Genomic DNA, 18,382 nt, shown 5'->3' on the forward strand with positions numbered 1-18,382 from the left:
GAATCTTCTGAAGCAAGCAGATTTTTCGGATGTCATAAAATCCAAAAACATTACAATTTCTCAAAAGCAGCACATTTGCGATAAATGCGAAGATTATCTGGATAGAGTCATTAAGTTATTTTAATGCGGATGCCCTGGCTTTGTATTTTTCAGAACAGAGTTTTGCTTGCATTTTTAAGATTTCAGACTTATCATTAAATAATGGAGTTGTATGAGAATATCGCTGAATATTATGATGAGTTGTATCCCACCAGCGATGAATTGAAAAAGTTCTATGCAGAAGAAGCAAAAAACTTCGTTTCTCCCGTAAAATATCTGTCCATCGGTGCAGGAACAGGTACATTTGAGCATTATCTTGCGAAAGGCGAAGCTGATGTAACCGGCCTTGAGACAGTCACATCTCTCATTGAATCAGCAAACCGCAAAAGACGCACCCAGCTCATGTCGCTAAGGTTTTTCCAGATGTCGAGCCTTGAAATGTGCCGGTTTTTAGGAAAAGCGTTCTACGACATCATCCTCATTCCGAACAACCGCATCATTTTCACGCACGATCTCACGCTCATGTCAAAACTTTTCTACGATTGCAAGCAGCTTTTGGCAAAAGGCGGCAAGCTCATCCTCACCCTGCCAAATTTTGACAAATTCAACGGAGAGCCGAGCGTAAAGCTTCCTGTCCGCGAAAGCATAAGGGTCAGGCTTTTCACAAAAATCACAACGAATGCAGAAGGCAAAAAAATCATGCATCAGGAGATTGAAACAGGCAACGGCAAAAGGCTTGTTGTCACCGAAGATGCGCCAATTCTGCCGCTCACAAAAAACAAAATCGAGCAATACGCAAAAGAAGTCGGATTCACAAAACTGTCGTTCTATGGCGGTTTTGACAGGAGCGAATTCACCCAAAAATCCGATGAATTGCTTGTAGTCATTTCTTAAAAAAAATCGGAGCAAATCAAAACTTGCCCCGATTTCATTCCAAATCTTTTATTTTTGCCCGCTGGCTATTTTATGCTCCACTTGCCATTGTCCTTAACAAAACGGCTCGCAGGAATTTCAAGAAGTCTTCCGTCCTCACTCAACATTCTTATAATCTGCTTGATTGGATTTACATCTGTGATTCGGAAATTCGTTCCGTCGTAATAGATGTGCAACCCCTCTGTCGGAAGTTTTTTGCGCGCTTCGGCATACCAATTGTATTCATAGCTGAGACAGCAAAGCAATCGCCCGCACTGACCAGAAATTTTCGTTGAATTGAGCGAAAGATTCTGCTCTTTTGCCATTTTAATTGAAACTGGCGGAAGTTTATCGCGGATTGAATGGCAGCAATATGGCCGTCCGCAAACTCCCAGGCCGCCTGTAATTCGGCTTTCATCCCGCACGCCAATCTGACGAAGCTCGATACGCATTTTGAATACGCTGACCAAATCTTTTACAAGCTCACGGAAGTCAACGCGGTTTTCACTAGAGAAGAAGAAAAGAGCCTTTGATTCCTCAAGCAAGAAATGAACAGCGACAAGTTTCATGTCCAAGCCGTGCTCAGCGACCTTTTCCTTGAAAGTTTTGAACGCATCATTTTCTTTTGCGGCAAGCTCGTTGAATTTTTCCAAATCCTCATCAGTTGCCTTGCGCTCAACTTTTACGATGTCGCTTGATTTTAGCCCGACCGGATGCTTTGTGCGGCCGAGAACAAGAGCCATGTCCTTTCCGTAGCGGGTTGGAACAATGATTCTGTCACCGCCCTTAAGTTCTTCAAATTTTTCGGGAACAGTGACATAAACACCTTCGCTCGAATATTCTAGCCTTGCAAGATAAAGAATCTTCGGGTAAACGAAATGCTCCTCGTCCTCGGATTCTTCGTAAGGCTTATATTCCGCATCTTCAAGTTTTGAGATGTCCTCTTCGCTTTCGCTTATATCTTGTTCAAAAATGTCGCTCATTTTTGCAATTCTCCTTATTACTCCGCCATCAGGTCGATTATCAAGCCCTGAATTTCTTCGACTTTAGCAAGAAGATTTAAGTTCGCTCCATGAAGAATCAGCATTTCCGATGCAAGTTGATTCAGTTTTTGGTCTATAATCTGAATCTGATACATCGGTTTGATAACACGCCCTGACCTAAGTTTTTTCTGCTCACGAGTCGTTATGAAATTATAATTGATTTTCACAATATATTTCATAAATTGACTGACTTTTTTGCGATATTTTTCCATTGCTTCAAGATTCTGGCGGAGTTTTAGCTCGTCTCCGGCCATGTCCATCTCGTCTTTAAGAAAAACAATCGCCTCTTCTTCACTCATTCCGGCCAGCTCAACAGGAAGCCCTGCTGACATCAGCTGAGCTTTTTCCTGATGCGCGCTCAAAGAACTTGCAAAGGAAGATTTTTGTTTTTTTTCAGTTTTTTTTGCCTGCTGAGCCAGTTGCTGGGAAGCCGCCTGTGTTGCCGCGAAATAAAGCGATTGAGCACCGGGTTGTGTTACAGATGAAACTTCCGCCATTAAATTGCCTTACTGCGGATTGTACGCTCGTTTGAATATCTTTCCGCCGCCTGATTGAATTCTTCTTCATTTTTTAGGGCAATACAGTGTCCGTGGAAAATGACATTCTCTTCGATTTCAAGTTTTTTTGTAGAGATGTCGCCGATTACCGCTGATGAAGAAAGCAATTTGATTCCGTTCGGAGCATAAATGTCGCCCAAAACGATTCCGCCGACGACAGTAGAAAGAGCCGTGATGCTTCCGTTGATGCGTGCCTTGTCGCCGATGATAATATTTCCTGTAGACTCCAAATTTCCGTCAATGTCACCGTCAACCCGGATAAAACCGTTTGCATGAACATCACCAGAGACAGCAGAGCCAAGACCGATTATCGTGTTGATTGAAATATCATCTGTTAAAAATGCCATATTTATTTTGCGACTTTAATGTTTACATATTTTGCAGGATCAACTACATCAGAACCGATGTGAACTTCATAATGAAGGTGTGGACCTGTTGAAATGCCAGTGCTGCCGATATAGCCGATTACATCACGCTGAGAGACGAACTGACCTTTTTTGACTCTGGTTGAAGCCATGTGACAATAGCGGGTGTAAATTCCGTGCTTGTGTTTGATGATGACATAGTTACCGAAACCAGAATCATAAGCCACTGTTACGACCTGACCGTTTGCAGTAGCAAGGATTGGGTCGCCGCTTCGCCATGTTGAAATGTCCAAGCCTTTATGAATGTACCAGTTGCCTGTGATTGGGTGAGTTGTCTGACCGAAAGGCTGTGAAACATGACCGATACCGCCACGAACAGGCCAAATATTCGGGATGTCAGCAAAAAGCGTTTCCTGACTTTCGAGCATTTTACCGATTTGCTCAATTGGCTGAATCGCGCTTTCTAAATAAGAAGAAAGTTGTCGCATATCAGAAGCTTCTTTTGTAGAGCCGGAAACTGAATCTTTTGTATCAAAAAGGGAATTCAAATCGCTGTCAGAAACAGATGCTTTTGCGACTGTGCTTGACTGATTGATTCCAAGAAGGGAAAGTGTCTGAGAAAGTGATGAGCGGAAGCGTTTTGCTGTCTGGAGAACATTGTTGTTTTCATCACGAAGCTCGTCAAAACTTGCAAGAAGCTCGCGGTTTTCCTTCATTGAGCGGGCAAGTTCCTCACGGATGCCTGAATCCTGTTTTTTGAAGTAGATGAATGATGATACGATTCCGACTACAAGAATGATGCCGAATGCGAGTGCGAAAACATTTGTGCGGAAGTTAATAACTTTGCTCTGCGAATGCGGAACAATCATGATTGTAAGCTTGCTGTCACAGACACGGAAAGCCCTGACAAAAAAACGACCGATACAATTAATAAAACTCTGCAAGCCGTGCAAAAGTGACGAGACAACATTCTTTTCAATTTTTTTATAATGTCTTGTTCTTGCCAATGTCTTCTCCAGATTTTGGTAGGAAATTTATCTTCCGATAATTCCTAAAAATATACCACAACACGGGAAACAATGTCAAACAGCATAGTCTCTCTATTATAACATCGGCATTAAAAAAATGCACTATTATTCACTTTTTTTGATTTTTTATAAAAATTTTGAAAAAATCGTCTTGTAATCAGCAACACTTTCGGCGGCGACAATTTCTTTGCGGAGCGCAGCTCCACCTTCCAGCCCTTTTGAATATGCGCAGAACCTTTTGCGGGCATCACGGCAAGCGGAAAGCTCGCCCATGTCTTCAACCAGAAGAGCAAGTTCCCGGAAACCAGCCTGAATCCGCTTTTCAACAGGAACTTCCGAAATCGTTCCTTTCGTGAGGAATTCTCGTGTTTTTGTGAAAAGGAAAGGATTTCCCATTGCTCCGCGGGCGAACATCACGGCATCAACCCCAGTCTGCTCCAACATTCGCTTTGCATCTTCCGGCGTAAATGCGTCTCCGCTTCCAAACACAGGGATTTTTGAGTCTGTTTTTTCGTGTACGAATTTTACAAGCTCGGCAAGGGCATTCCAATCAGATTTGCCTTCATAGCCCTGAGCGCGAGTGCGGCCGTGCATAGTGATTGCAGCAGCCCCAGCCTTTAACGCGGATTCGGCACATTCCTTCCATGTAATATGCTCTGCATCCCAGCCAAGCCGGAATTTTACGGTGACAGGAACTTTTCCCTCAACCGCCTCGACAACGGAACTTACGATTTTGTAAAGATGCTCCGGGTCACGAGTAAGTGCGCTTCCTGCGTTTGACTTGATGATTTTTGGAACAGGGCAGCCACCGTTGATGTCAATGCACTCAGCAGTTGTACGCTCCAAGACAATTCGTGCAGCATTTGCCATTGTTTCTGGATTGCCGCCAAAAATCTGCACGGCATAAGCCTTTTCGTTTGGCGCGCGAGCCATGAGATTTTCAGTTTTTTCGTTGTTTCGCGTGAGAGCCTCAGAACTTACCATCTCGGTGTAGGCAAAATCCGCCCCGCACTCCGCACAAATTGAGCGAAAAGCACGGTCAGAATATCCCGCCACAGGAGCAAGGAACAAATTCCCCGGAAGAGAAAGTTTACCGATTTTTACAGGGTGATATAATTCCATTATTCTATGTTTTTATGCCGATTACGATTGACAGACTGAAAATTCTCATTATCCGATAAATGCAAAAAACGGTTGGAGTCGGGGTTCTGGCACGAATTCGCCTGAGCTTTGCTCACTGCGATGTTCGGGACAGGTTCCCGACGGGAAACCGTTTTTTGTTGTAGCAAATAAAATTAATTTTCTATTCTGGCAGCCGGAATATCTTGCAGCTGTTCGTCCACAAAATCTTGCTGAGTTCTTCCAAATCAATTTCAAGCATTTCTGACAAGAATCGTGCTGTTGAAGGAAGATATGCTGGCATAGCTCGTTTGCGCTCACGGAATTCTGCAGGAACCATGAACGGACTTTCTGTTTCAATCAACATGCGGTCTGTCGGGATGTTGAGGACTGTCTCATGCAAATTTCTTGCGTTTCGGTAAGTGAGATTGCCCGCGAATGAGAAGTAAACATTGAGACCTGCTTCAAGGCATTTTTTTGCATAAGCGGCATCTTCGCCATAGCAATGAAGAATTGCTCCTGCCGGCGGAATACGCTCTTTGAGGATGTCGAACACATCTTTTCCTGCCTCGCGGCTGTGAATGATTACAGGCTTGTCGTATTTCTTTGCGATTTCAAGCTGTGTAATGAAAAGCTCTGTCTGCATTCGTTTGTCACCAAACTGCTTGTAGTAATCAAGGCCACATTCACCGACAGCAATTACATTTGGCAGCTTGAGGCCGTCTTCGATCGTCTGAATCCAATCTTTGCCAGGATTCATAACTTCGACAGGCGCAACACCAACCGCATGGTAAACTCCAGGCATAGACTTGATATTAGGATAGACTTTTTTAAAGTCGTGGAGACTGTTATTAATGCTTACAATACGCGTAACCCCAGCCTGTTTTGCTTGCTGAATAACGCGTAACTGTTCAATCGGGTCCTCATAAATGAGCCCGATATGGGCGTGAGTATCAAAAAACTGCATGGCTTTCTTCCAAATTAGATGTGATGATTAAGAGTCTTCATAGATGTAGATGAAGATTCACAATTATTAAACAATATTTTTGTCTAACACATAGGATAGCAGAGAAAATGCTAACTGTCAAATTTTAATCGGGGCAAAATCAATTTAATGCCCCGAAAAAACTTATGCTTTGCTAAAACGATTGTCCTGAACGCACTTGATTTTTGAAACAACTTTGTAACCAGAATATTCGCTTTCCAGAATTGTCTCGGCACGCTCCACTGTCGCATGGAAACTTGTGAGTCCGCTCAAAGAAATTTCTTTATCCCGAACGACAACCCACAGTTCATCGATATGAAGTCCGTGCTCAAAAATCAGTTTATTCGCCATCTGCTGTGCAAGAATCAGTTCCAGAACTCGCCTTTCACCTGCTTCTTCGATTTCTGGAGTAATATTATTTTTGATTCCGGCAACAACCATTTCAGCAACCATATCCGGATTTACCATTTCCGTGTTGATTGTCGCATGAATCAAATTATTGCTCCCCAAATCATATTTGAAGCAGCTTTTGTAAAACGCAACCTTTCGCTTGTCAGATTTTTCGAGTAGAATTTGTGCAGTTTTTTCGTTCTCGATGTTTTTTATTTCCATTATATGCTTTATTCTTGCTTCCAAAGGAGAAACAAGCCTGAGCGCAATATGATTAGGAACATCGTGCAAAAAAAGGAATGCCCCCCGGCCAATGATGACACTGTTGCCCTCTTTGGCCATATCAAGGACGACCGCGCTCAAATAATTGAGATATTTGTCACGGTTTTTTGCAAAGCGATCAAGAAAACGCGGTTTCCGCTCATCGTATTTCAAGAATTCTTCTTTTGGCAAACCTTTTGCGATAATACGCCGTTCAATTTCGTGCTTGTCGTAAAAGGTATAGCCAAGTCTGCGCGCAATAAGCATTCCAATCTCGTCACCGTAGGAGCCAGACTGCCTTGTAAGTGTGACTATTGCCATAAGCTACACCTCCGTTGATTCACTAACGAAGCAGGCAATTCCCTCGCCCATGTACTTTTCACGCAAATTTTCAACGATTGCAATTATTTTGGCACAATCTTCCTCGCTGCAATAAATTATGTACATCATGTTGAGCTGAGGCCAGATTGCATCGCCCAGGCGCGGGTTTGAGAATCCTGCGCCCATTACATTCGCCAGTTTTGTGTATTTAAGTCCGACCTGCTGTTCCTTGAACTCAGCCACAAAGTCTTCCTCAACGGCCTGAGAAAAGATAATCTCAATTCTTTTTTGTACGCCGGCATGAATTTTTATATTCTCAAGATAACCCATTGTTAAAGTCCTCCAAATCTTTTGCGGCTTTTGCGGCCTTTGCTTCGAGTTTTGCACGCTTCTTTTCAGAACGCTTTTTCTGCATTTCAGCTTCCAGATTAATCTTGCCCTCTTTTACAAGTTTCTTCATTCTTTTCTTTTCTGCTTTCTTTAATCTTCGGTTGTTAAAGATGAAGTAAATAGTCGGCATTATGAAAAGCGTCATCATAGAACCAAAAGTCATACCGCCAAAGACCGTAAGAGAAATCGGCTGCATTGACTGAGAGCCTTCGCCAGGGAAGAATGCCATCGGAGCAAGAGAAATTACAGTTGTCAAAGTTGACATAAGAATTGGACGGAGGCGGTTTCGGGCGGCCTCAACACAGGCTTCCTCAAGTTCCATACCACGCTTACGGAGCAGGTTTGTGTAGTCTACAAGAACGATACCGTTGTTTACGATTGTACCGACCAGAACCAGCATACCCATAATCGTAATAAGATTGAGCTGTGTCCCTGTAAGTCCATAAATCATGATAACACCGATAAATGACAGCGGAATCGTAAGAATGACGATAAACGGATCCAGAAGCGATTCAAACTGTGAAGCCATAACAACAAAGACCAAAAGAGCTGCCATCAATGTTATGATAAGGAAGTTAAGGCCTATCTCAACCAATTCTTCCATTGAGCCACCTAGCTGAACCGTAACGCCGTCTTCTTTCGGAATATTATCAGCGAGCAATTTTCTTACACCTTCCTGACAAACACCGAGAGACATTCCGTCAAGACGATTTGCCGTAACATGAACGATTCGGGCCTGATTCTCACGATAAATAGTAACAGGAGCCGTCGTTTCCTCATATTTTGCGAAACTTGAAAGCGGGATTCTCTGCCCCTGAGAATTCATCACGGAAATTGAGTCCAAATCATCAAGACGTTTTTTATCTGCTTCAGCGAGACGAACTACAACATCAACATCCTTACCGCGGTCAGTGTAACGGCTTGCCGTAGTTCCATTGATTGCACCCTGAATTTCCGAACCTACAGAATGGATGTTTAAGCCAAATTCGTACATTTTTTCACGATTCACTGTAATCGTAGCTTCCGGCAAACCTTCTTCCTGATCAGATGAAACTTCCTGGACATAATCACCGCCCTTTTCCTTCAGCATTTTTTCAACAATCGCCGCATATTCACGAACGAGTTTCAAATCATCGCTCTTAACCGTAATATTGATGTCGCTTGAAGATGATGCCTGATTTGCACCGGCTGAAAATGCCATATCAACACCCGGGAAATCATTAAAATGCTTGCGGAGCTTAGCTTTTGCTGTCTTCTCGTTGTCATAACCAGGAAGACGCTCGCTTGGAGGATAAAGTGAAAAAGTGATTGAACCTTTGTTAGTCTCAGAACCTGCAGAGAAAACGCTGGTTCCACCAACCGTCATCGTAACATATTTTACGCCGGTAAGTTCCTGGGTCGCTATATTTTCGAATTCATGCATTGTGTCGTCAGTAATTTCGAGCTTTGTTCCCTGAGGAAGCGTGAATTCAACAGCGACAGAGTTTGCCGCAGAAGTCGGCATAAAGATGAATCCGATAAACTTAATTGAAACAAAGGAAAGAATCAGGGCCGCAAAAAGAATGAAAAGACTTGCTTTTCTGTGATGAAGAACAAAAGATACGCCTTTTGCATATTTCTCATCAAGTTTGGCAAAGAATGTATTGAATGCGCCGTTAATCGCATACATAATTTCACCGAATTTTCCCTCGCCTTTTTTCGTCGTGTCAATTTTATCGATTTTGAGGTACTTAGAAGTCAAAACCGGAACCAGACACATAGCAACGAGAAGAGAACAAGTGAGGGAAAAGATGATTGTCCATGCCAAATCATTAAACATCTGTCCCATGATACCCAAAGTTTTTTTGAACATAAGCATCGGTGCGAAAATACAGATTGAAGTAAGCGTGGAACCTGTAATAGACATGACCATTTCCTGAGAACCAAGAATTGATGCCACGCGTGGTTTTGCATCCCGCTGCCGGTAAGCATAAATGTTTTCAAGAACGACAATTGAGTTATCGACCAACATACCAATACCCAGCAAAAGTCCTGCAAGGGAAACCATGTTCAAGGTTAATCCCTGGAAGTACATAAGCATGAGCGTGATGAATACTGAAATAGGGATAGAAAGGCCGACAATAATAGTAGATTTCAATGAACGAAGGAAAATAATCAGTACGGCAATTGCGAGCAAAGCACCCTGGATAACTGATTTTACAACTTCATTGATTGTCTGCTCAATAATATCCGTGGTATTTGAAGTCTCTACAAGCTCAACATCGCTGGGGAGTTCCTTTTTAATGGAAGGAATCGTCTTTCGGACATTTTTTGCCGCCGTTACGGAGTTTTTTCCAGACTGCTTCTGCACCATGATGACAACACAAGGTTCGCCATCAATATATGCAAGCGTTGACTCGCGTTTGTAGCCGTCATATACATCGGCAACATCACGCAATCGGATTGTTCGAATCTGACCTTCAGAAGACGGCTTGTAGGAAATAACGGTATTTTTTAAGTCGTCGATTGACTGATACTTACCGCTTGTTTTAATGGTATAGTTTGTATCGCCGGAAGTGATTGTACCACCTGATGACTGAATGTTCTGGGCACCGATGAGCTGTGCCACAGTTGAGATTGAAAGTCCGTAAGCTTCCAGACGGTCTCGCGGAATATCAACATTGATTGAGCGTTCTCGTCCACCAGAAACATTTGCCGAAGCAACGCCGTCAAGCTGTTCCAGTCGCGGCTGAACGACATCTTCTGCATAAGTACGAAGTTCCTCCGGCGTTCGGCTTCCACGCAATGAAAGCATCATAATCGGCATCATTGCGGGATCCATTTTGATTGTAATCGGTGAACTTGCATCGTCAGGAAGATAACTTCGCACCATATCAATTTTATCACGGATTTCATTCGCCGTAGCATCAAGGTTTACGCCATAGTTTAATTCAAGAATAATCAAACTGACGCCAGACATTGAGCGAGACTGCAGCTTTTTAAGGCCAGAAAGACCTGAAAGAGAGCTTTCCATGGTTCGCGTAAGGCTCTGTTCAACTTCCTCAGGACCTGCCCCGGAATACTGAGTGTAGACAATCATATACGGCAAATCCATGTCCGGATACATATCTACGGGTAATTTAAAAACACAATAAATACCGAGCAAAACTGACATCAGAAAGACCAGGAATGTCGTTGTCGGCTTATTTACACATCTTTCAGAAATAGTCATTTAACACCTCTTATTTTGTCGAAACGACGTTGACTTTTGCGCCATCATTAAGCAAGGTCTGTCCTTTGATGACGACTTCTTCGCCCGCTTCAAGACCTTTTGTGATTTCAACCTGATTGTCCACCAGAATGCCCCTTATAACAGGTTTGAGGCCTACGACGGCCGCATTTTTGCCAGATTTTGGAGTTGTGACAACGAAAACATAATCCTTGCCGTCACGGGTAACTAGTGCAGAAATCGGGAGAACGATTGCATTCTTTACGCTTTCTGTGACAAGCTTGACACGTCCGTACATTCCGACTTTTACACGGCTGTCAGGCGGATTGAGACGCAATTTTACGCCCATAGTTCGTGTTGCTGTGTCCAGAACAGGGCTAACCTCAAAAATCTTTGCACCGAATTCAACGCTTGGATAAGCATCAAATGTAACAGTTGCTTTCTGACCGTTTGAAATTCGGCTGATGAAGCGTTCGGCAATCGCAATTCTGATTTCAAGGTCATCAGTGCGCGCAACTTTTGCCACAGAAGATGACTGAGAGACAGTTGAGCCTACAGTGACCGGAAGAGAAGTGATTCTTCCGCTGATTGGAGCTTTTACAGGGCTGTCGTTATAGACAACTCCAACACGAAGCGGGTTTACATAGGCAATTGTCTGATCTTTTTTGACCATATCGCCGACTTTAACAAGCACATTTGTTATTTTTCCGGCCTGATCCGGCAAAACCATTACTTCGTTGACAGATGCAACATCTCCACCGAATTCAAGGTAGTCATCAAGATTTCCTGCAACAGTTTTATATGTTGAGACGGCATAAAGAGTTTCAACTTCTTTTGACTCTTCTTTTGCGGCCTTTTTAGGACCACAGCTCATAAATGTGAGAACAGCTGCCATTGAGGCAATCGTGACCGCAGATTTCATCGATTTTTTCATATATTTCCTCCAGTTTATTTACTTCGTAAGGTTTGTGTTCAATGTGTTTTCCAAGTCCATCAGAGCCGAGATGTACTGGAATTTCTGATTGACAAGACCAAGTTTTGCCTGATCGAGCGAAGATTCCGTATCGCGCAAATCAAGTCGTTCCGTAGTTCCGTTTCGGTAAGAGCGAACTGTCATGTCATAGGCTCTCTGCGCAAGAGTGACATTTCGTGCCATCGATTCAATCTGCTCCCGTGCCTGATTGAGAGTATCTACAGCCTTGCGGACCTGAACTTTCTGATTTTCCCTGAGCGTCTGCAAAGAAAGGTCGAGCTGTGCAAGCTGCTGTTTGTAATCTTTTACTTTCTGGCGGTTGCTAGACCACGGAAGCATATTCGTGATGTTCCAGGCGAGCGTGAGTGAAAGGCTTCCTGAGTTGTACCATTTTTCATCCTTGCCAATGTCGCCCGTAAAGCCAAAAGCCTTCGCGTTTCCTTTTGCAAGCCCCATTGAAGCACCGTCCACATACATCGGCTGCCATCCATAGCTGACAGAAAGTGCCGGAACCCATGTCGAAAGATCGAGGGCTGTAATTCCAAGTTTTGCGGCGAGTTTGTTCTTTTCAAGAGCCTTAATCTGAAGGTCATTGTCCGAATATTTTTCAAGAAGCTCATCAGCCGTAACATCAATATAAAGCGGCTCAATTGTGCTCGTAAGCTCGATTTTGGTTCCAACAGGCATTCCAATCAAAAATTCAAACAAATCCATCTGCTGATTCAAAGCCTGTTCCGCTGTATCAACTTCCGGCTTGGCATTCTCATAGTCAACCTGAGCCTTCAAATACTGGAGTTCAGGAATCGAACCGTTCTTGAAGTTTGCCTGAGCCTGAATTCTTCGCTGGCGGGTATTTTCAAGGGAAGCTTTTTTGATTTTAAGGCTTTCTTTTTGCAAAAGAAGACCATAATAAGCCTTTTTGATATTTGTCGTTGTCTCTCGGAGATTTTGCTCCCAGCTGATTTTTCCGGCCTCATACTGCGCTTTTGAGATTTTAATCTGCGCGATGTAGGCTGGAGTGAAATTCCAGCTTGCAGAAACAGAACCGATTACATCCCAGCGAGATTCTTCATCAGGGAAATCTGTCATTCCTGCACTTGCATATTGAGGACTTATTTCAGATTCTCTTTTCATCGTTCCGCTTGCCGTGACATTTGGCAAAAATACATTCCATGAATTGCTTGATGCCCTCTTTTTTATCTCAAGGTCAATGTCGTTGCTTTTGAGGGTGCGGCTGTTTTTGAGCGCGTAATCAACGGCCTCTTCTATAGAGAGTTTTACGACCTCCGAGTTTTTGGAATTTTCTTTATTCTGAGCAAATGCGCTGAATGAAAATCCAATCAAAATCAGACTTGCAAACTTTTTTACTGATTTTCTCATTTATTTCCTCCAATACCGTACAAAATAAAATCTATAGTGTGCATGAAGCTTTCCATGCGTTTTTCCATGCTTAAATTTTTGCCTTTTGCCTCAACAAGAAGCGCGACAGGAAGACATTTTATCCAGCCAGTAATAATTTCCGGCGAATAAGAAAAGCCAAGTTCTGGCGAATCAATCCGTTTTGGAAGCCGTTTTTCCCAGGGGGCAACATCACTTTCTTCCTCACAGTTCTGCCGCTCCATCTCAGAAATGCTTTCACCGCCCATCAGAAGCCAGCCTGAAATCGGAATAACAGAAGGCCTGTGGGTGAAATATTCCATTTCGGAAGCCATGACGATATAAACATATTCAGTGAAATTCTTTGCTTCCACGGAATTTTCGATAGTTATCGTCTGAAGAAGCTGAAGCTCCTTGTTTATAAGGCACTTAATCATCTGATTTTTGTTATCGAAATATTCATAAAGCGAGCTTTTTGCCATGTTTAGCTCGGCTGCAATCCGCTCAACGGTCACACCAGGAATCTTGTACTTTTCGATGACGGAAGCGAGAGCTGAAAAAATTCTGTCTTCCTTTGGAAAAGTTTCGTCTGGAATTTTACAGAGATTAAAAAGCTCTTTTTTGCGAGCCTCAGAAATTGACTCAGGATGAAGCTGAGACTGTGAATCAGTTGTTCCACAAAGGCCACCCATCATCAGGGCTACGATTTTTTCACCGAAATTCTCAGAAGGTTTGGAAATCTGCTCTGTTTGAAGAAGCCGCTCATGAAGCTTAACGAAGAAGAAAATTGACATTCCGCAAAAAACATGCTTTGAGAATTTTTCCATATTATTGCGAAACTCAGATAAATAATCTTCTTTTTTGCCCTCTTCATAAAAGGAAACCTGGCGCGCGTAAAATTTTTTGAAAAGATGCTCCTCGTAGTTCGGGGAAGACGACATTTGCGCGATGAAATAATTGATGTGATGTGGATTTGCAGAAAAAAAATCGATAAGCCCCGCAAGGGAACTTCTTGCAATCATCATATCTTTTGAGCCGATTTTTCGGAGGAAAACCGCCATGTTGTCAACGATTCTGTCTTCCATTGCCTCAAGAACGGCGTCTTTGCTTTTAAAATGACGATAAATCGCTGGCTTTGTGACTCCGACCTTTGCAGCCAGTTCGTTCATTGAGAATGACGAAAAGCCCGGCTTTTCAAGGAAAGAGAAAGCGGCATCGAGAATAAGTTCTTTTGTTGGCTTAGAATTTTCAGTTTTATTCATACAGTTACCGAACAGACGGTAACTTAAATATACCGAACATTCGGTAACAAGTCAACAGTAAATCACAATTCTAAGGTCTTCCGTCTTATACAAAAAAAATGGCTTCCCGTCGTGAACCTGCCTGCAAAGTCGCGGTGAACAAGTTCAAGCGACTTTGAGTCAGAACCACGACTCCAGCCATTTTTTTTGAATTTTCCAGCTATCTTAATCGTGCTTCACTGTTTTTGCATAAAGTTCAAGTGGATTTGTGTCGCAACCTCGCTTCCGCCCGTTTTTTGCATCTTCTAGCTGCCCCAAAGCATGGTTCACTGTTTTTGCATAGATTTTGCGCGGTCACAGAAATCTTCCAAATTTTCGCACTTTAATTCTTCGGCTATTTTGAATTCGGCTTCGGAGTCGGCGGATTTTCCGGTTGCGGCGTAGGCTACGGCTAGATTCGCATGAATTACGGCAATTTTTGGCTCAAGATCGGCGGCTTTTTTTAGGTTCAGTACGGCATCATCTGCCCTTCCCTGTCCAAGATACAACGCACCGAGACTTGCATAAGCCTCGCCTTTTTCGGGAATCAAATCAATCGCCTTACGGTACGCTCCTTCGGCCTCTGAATCACGGTTAAGAAGATGCAGGCTCATTCCGAGCGAAACTAAGCCCCTGTAATCCGGGTGAAGCTCGTTGCTTTTCATCTGATAAACGACGGCGTTCTCCAAATCTTCCATTTGAAGGTAAATGCTTGCGATAAAATTATAAATCAGTTCTGGAGAATAATTTGATTCTTCATTAAGGGCTTCATTAAAAAGTTTGAGCGATTCTTCATAATCTTTAGTCTGATAAGATTTCATTGCCCTCTGAACAGTTAAATCACCGGGCTTTGAGCAGGAAAAAAGCAAAAATGAAACGAAAATTGCAAAAACAAAAAAAATCTTCTTCATAATCAAAGCATAGCAAAAAATCATTGTAATTCCAATGATTTGAATTTAGGTCATCTCTAAAAATTGCAATTTTTAGAGATTCCCATTATAATATAATCTTAACATCACTTTAAAAGAATTAAATTCTTCGGGGAACAAAACTATGAATGTCACTACGGCACTTTCTCAAATCACTTCAATCAACACAAAGTTTGACTCAATTTTCGCTCAGCTTGAATCACTTTTCCCTCAGCTGGCTTACCAAAAACATAAGACAAGTTTTCAGGAATTAAAGGAAACAATCGATTCAATCGGAAGCAGCATTTCGTCAAATTCCTCGGCCATAATGACGGATTTCAGCGCAAAATACACCCCGATTTTTGACAAACTCAACGAAAAAATCAAAGATTTAAAAGAACTCGACAAAATGATTGCCGAAGTCAAAGAAGATTCGGAGCAGATGGAGCTTATCGCGCTCAACGCAATGGTCATTTCCGTAAAATCTGGCGAAAAGGGCTTGGCATTCAGTAAAATCACCGAGAATTTGCAGCGTCTTTCAAAGGACATGTTCATTTATTCGGACAAACTCAGCGGCGAAGAAGCCCAGCTCCTCGAAGAAATCAATCAGCTCAAAACGATTTTTTCAGGCATCATCGACTCCCAGCGGTCAATTTCCTCAAAAGACTCGGAATGTAATGATGACATCCAGAGAATGGTTTCAAATGTAGGCCCGTCAATCTCAGAAATGTCTGCAAAAGTTGATTCAATCTACCCGGCTATTGAAAATACAAAATCTGTCCTCGGCGAAAAAACAAAGCTCTCAACAGGCTTCAACTCGCTCACAAAGGCTTTCAACGAGCTTAACAAATACAATCCGGTTCGCACATGCAACGAGGACGAGCTTGATTACATCACTTTCGCAATTTCAGTCTACGAAAAGGCACTGGATTTTCTCTCTCAGGTTTCAACGGCGATTACGACGGTCTGCTCAAGTTTTGCGGGCAACTGGCAGGAAGTCGTTGAAATCATGGAAAATGCTGATACGATGCGAATGGATTTTGAGTCACGATTCCTCAACAATCACGCTTTCGGCAATAACAACATAGCACGACAGGTTTCCAATATTCTCGAAAAATACAAGGCAATGATCAGCGAATTCGGCAATTATCAGCTGGTTCAAAAAGATTTGCAGGGAACTTGCCAGAATATCACCAGCCGGGCAAAAACAATTTACACCGTTTTCGAAAATTTACGCCCGGTAATGAGCCGTCTGCACCATGTCAGAATCCTTCAGCAGATTGAAGTCTCAAAGAACGATGCAATCACTTCCGTTCAGGACTCAGTAACCGACATGGACAATCTCATCAACTCAGCGAACGCTTCCCTCGACGGCATTCAGGCAATTCTTGAAAGTTTCATCCAGGAAACAGGCAACATGCTTGCAAATTTCGTAGTCTCAATCAACAAGGACAACGAGAATATGGTCACTCTGCGCAACGACAAGGAACTTACTTTCGGCGATTTGAACAACGGCCAGGGCATAATTGCAGGCGCATTCAACAATTTCGCGGTTTTCCCGGACGATTTCCAGAAAAAATGCGTGGCGGTTCAGCAGAATCTTCAGGACTTCATGCGGCTCAACACAGAATTCATGTCATTCTCGAACGAGCTTGAAAATGAAAAAATTGCTTTGTCAGGGCGTAAATCTTCAATTATGAACGAGAAAGGCCTGGAGAGCTGGTCAATCCGTAACTCAAAATACATCGAGTCGCTAAGCCAGATAAGATAGTTCTGAAATAGTGCGTAATTTGTAAAAAACCTAACAGTTTTTCTCATTGATTTTATCAGTTTTGTCCAATATCCTTAAAATAACTTTGGAGGATTTCACATGGCAGAATTCAAAATGAAAGATTTTGACCTTACTGGTAAAATTGCTTGGATTACTGGTGCTTCTTATGGCATCGGTTTTGCTATCGCTAAGGCTTATGCAGCCGCTGGTGCAAAAATTGTTTTCAACGACCGCGGACAGGAACAGCTCGACAACGGTCTCAAAAACTACAAAGAAGCTGGAATCACTGACGTTCACGGATATATCTGTGATGTCACAAACGAAGAGCAGGTTCAGGAAACAGTCAAAAAGATTGAGAAAGATGTCGGTGTAGTTGACATCCTCGTAAACAATGCAGGAATCATCAAACGAATCCCAATGCTTGAGATGAAAGCAGAGGAATTCCGTCAGGTTATCGATGTTGACTTGAACGCTCCATTCATCGTTTCAAAGGCAGTTTTGCCAGGCATGATTAAAAAAGGCCACGGAAAAATCATCAACATCTGTTCTATGATGTCTGAGCTTGGACGCGAGACAGTTTCTGCTTACGCAGCAGCTAAGGGCGGTCTCAAAATGCTCACACGCAACATCTGTTCTGAGTACGGCGGACAGAACATCCAGTGTAACGGTATCGGACCTGGATACATCGCAACTCCACAGACAGCTCCACTCCGCGAGCGACAGGCAGACGGAAGCCGACACCCGTTCGACTCATTCATCTGTGCAAAAACTCCGGCTGGACGATGGCTCGACCCAGAGGAACTCGCAGGTCCTGCAGTATTCTTGGCATCTGACGCATCAAACGCAGTCAACGGTCACATCTTGTATGTAGACGGCGGAATTTTGGCTTACATTGGCAAGCAGCCTGCATAACAAAAAATACATCCTTGTATTTTTTGTTATGTACGAGAAAATTCTGTTCACCTAACGGCAAACAGAATTTTCTCTGCCTTTGTTCCCGCATCCATGCGGGAAATACAACACAATGCCTCGCGTAAGTGCGGGGCTTTTTTTTAAAAAAGGAGCAAAATCATGAACGGAAATGTAATTGTCGGGCAGTCTGGAGGCCCAACAGCGGTAATCAATTCCAGCCTTGCGGGAGTTTTCAAAACAGCCCTTGACCGCGGAGCCGCCAAAATCTACGGAATGTGCAACGGAATCAAAGGTCTTCTTGATGAAAAATATGTTGACTTGACCGACAAGCTCAACTCAACAATGGCAATCGACCTGCTCAAACGCACCCCTTCTTCAGCACTCGGCTCATGCCGCTTCAAGCTCCCCGAAATCGAAAAAGACAAAGCAACCTACGAAAAAATCTTTGAGATCCTGAAAAAGCTGGACATCAAATTCTTCTTTTACATCGGCGGAAACGACTCAATGGACACGATTAAAAAGCTGTCTGACTACGCAAAAACC

The 18,382-nt window shown here is 43.1% G+C and carries 17 protein-coding genes; 4 read left to right on the forward strand and 13 right to left on the reverse strand.

Going from position 1 to position 18,382, the window contains the following annotated elements; genetic code table 11:
* Positions 1–201: 201 nt before the first annotated feature.
* A complete protein-coding gene (locus IJJ71_RS05765) occupies positions 202–933 on the forward strand; it encodes a class I SAM-dependent methyltransferase (protein WP_296845880.1) in 732 nt (243 codons plus the stop codon).
* Between the two features lie 65 nt (positions 934–998).
* Here the strand turns inward: IJJ71_RS05765 and IJJ71_RS05770 are convergent, their stop codons facing one another.
* The 13 genes from IJJ71_RS05770 to IJJ71_RS05830 all read right to left on the reverse strand — a co-directional run bounded on the left by IJJ71_RS05770 (position 999) and on the right by IJJ71_RS05830 (position 15,159).
* Entirely contained in the window at positions 999–1,934 is a 936-nt protein-coding gene (locus tag IJJ71_RS05770; protein ID WP_296845881.1) for a PSP1 domain-containing protein, read from the reverse strand.
* 17 nt (positions 1,935–1,951) lie between these two features.
* Positions 1,952–2,491 carry a DUF327 family protein gene (locus IJJ71_RS05775; protein WP_296845882.1) on the reverse strand — a complete coding sequence of 180 codons (540 nt, stop codon included), beginning with the start codon at positions 2,489–2,491 and terminating at the stop codon, positions 1,952–1,954.
* Positions 2,491–2,898: a bactofilin family protein gene (locus IJJ71_RS05780; protein ID WP_296845883.1), complete on the reverse strand. Its 408-nt coding sequence runs from the start codon at positions 2,896–2,898 to the stop codon at positions 2,491–2,493. Before IJJ71_RS05780 ends, IJJ71_RS05775 begins: the two co-directional genes overlap by 1 nt.
* A gap of 2 nt (positions 2,899–2,900) precedes the next feature.
* On the reverse strand, positions 2,901–3,923 hold the full coding sequence (locus tag IJJ71_RS05785) for a M23 family metallopeptidase (RefSeq protein ID WP_296845884.1): 1,023 nt from the start codon (positions 3,921–3,923) through the stop codon (positions 2,901–2,903).
* 147 nt (positions 3,924–4,070) lie between these two features.
* Positions 4,071–5,066, reverse strand: coding sequence for a tRNA dihydrouridine synthase DusB (gene dusB / locus IJJ71_RS05790; RefSeq protein ID WP_296845885.1), 996 nt, complete (start codon positions 5,064–5,066; stop codon positions 4,071–4,073).
* Positions 5,067–5,247: 181 nt separating this feature from the next.
* Entirely contained in the window at positions 5,248–6,030 is a 783-nt protein-coding gene (locus IJJ71_RS05795; protein ID WP_296845886.1) for a TatD family hydrolase, read from the reverse strand.
* Between the two features lie 162 nt (positions 6,031–6,192).
* Positions 6,193–7,020: a cytidylate kinase-like family protein gene (locus IJJ71_RS05800; protein WP_296845887.1), complete on the reverse strand. Its 828-nt coding sequence runs from the start codon at positions 7,018–7,020 to the stop codon at positions 6,193–6,195.
* Positions 7,021–7,023: 3 nt separating this feature from the next.
* A complete protein-coding gene (locus IJJ71_RS05805) occupies positions 7,024–7,350 on the reverse strand; it encodes a PG0541 family transporter-associated protein (protein WP_296845888.1) in 327 nt (108 codons plus the stop codon).
* Complete coding sequence (locus IJJ71_RS05810) at positions 7,337–10,621, reverse strand: efflux RND transporter permease subunit (protein ID WP_296845889.1); 3,285 nt, start codon at positions 10,619–10,621, stop codon at positions 7,337–7,339. Before IJJ71_RS05810 ends, IJJ71_RS05805 begins: the two co-directional genes overlap by 14 nt.
* Positions 10,622–10,631: 10 nt before the next feature.
* Entirely contained in the window at positions 10,632–11,552 is a 921-nt protein-coding gene (locus IJJ71_RS05815) for an efflux RND transporter periplasmic adaptor subunit (protein ID WP_296845890.1), read from the reverse strand.
* Positions 11,553–11,570: 18 nt separating this feature from the next.
* Positions 11,571–12,971, reverse strand: coding sequence for a TolC family protein (locus tag IJJ71_RS05820; protein WP_296845891.1), 1,401 nt, complete (start codon positions 12,969–12,971; stop codon positions 11,571–11,573).
* Positions 12,968–14,230 carry a TetR/AcrR family transcriptional regulator gene (locus IJJ71_RS05825; protein WP_296845892.1) on the reverse strand — a complete coding sequence of 421 codons (1,263 nt, stop codon included), beginning with the start codon at positions 14,228–14,230 and terminating at the stop codon, positions 12,968–12,970. Before IJJ71_RS05825 ends, IJJ71_RS05820 begins: the two co-directional genes overlap by 4 nt.
* Positions 14,231–14,535: 305 nt before the next feature.
* Positions 14,536–15,159, reverse strand: a complete 624-nt coding sequence (locus IJJ71_RS05830; protein ID WP_296845893.1) for a tetratricopeptide repeat protein — start codon at positions 15,157–15,159, stop codon at positions 14,536–14,538.
* 142 nt (positions 15,160–15,301) lie between these two features.
* Between IJJ71_RS05830 and IJJ71_RS05835 the strand changes: the two genes are divergently transcribed.
* The 3 genes from IJJ71_RS05835 to IJJ71_RS05845 all read left to right on the forward strand — a co-directional run.
* Positions 15,302–16,927, forward strand: a complete 1,626-nt coding sequence (locus IJJ71_RS05835; protein WP_296845894.1) for a hypothetical protein — start codon at positions 15,302–15,304, stop codon at positions 16,925–16,927.
* 99 nt (positions 16,928–17,026) lie between these two features.
* Entirely contained in the window at positions 17,027–17,839 is an 813-nt protein-coding gene (locus IJJ71_RS05840; RefSeq protein WP_296845895.1) for a gluconate 5-dehydrogenase, read from the forward strand.
* A gap of 159 nt (positions 17,840–17,998) precedes the next feature.
* A partial coding sequence (locus IJJ71_RS05845) for a 6-phosphofructokinase (RefSeq protein WP_296845896.1) occupies positions 17,999–18,382 on the forward strand: 384 nt, incomplete at its 3' end.

It is taken from the genome of Treponema sp. (assembly GCF_017430385.1).
In the GTDB taxonomy this organism is placed as follows: Bacteria; Spirochaetota; Spirochaetia; order Treponematales; family Treponemataceae; genus Treponema_D.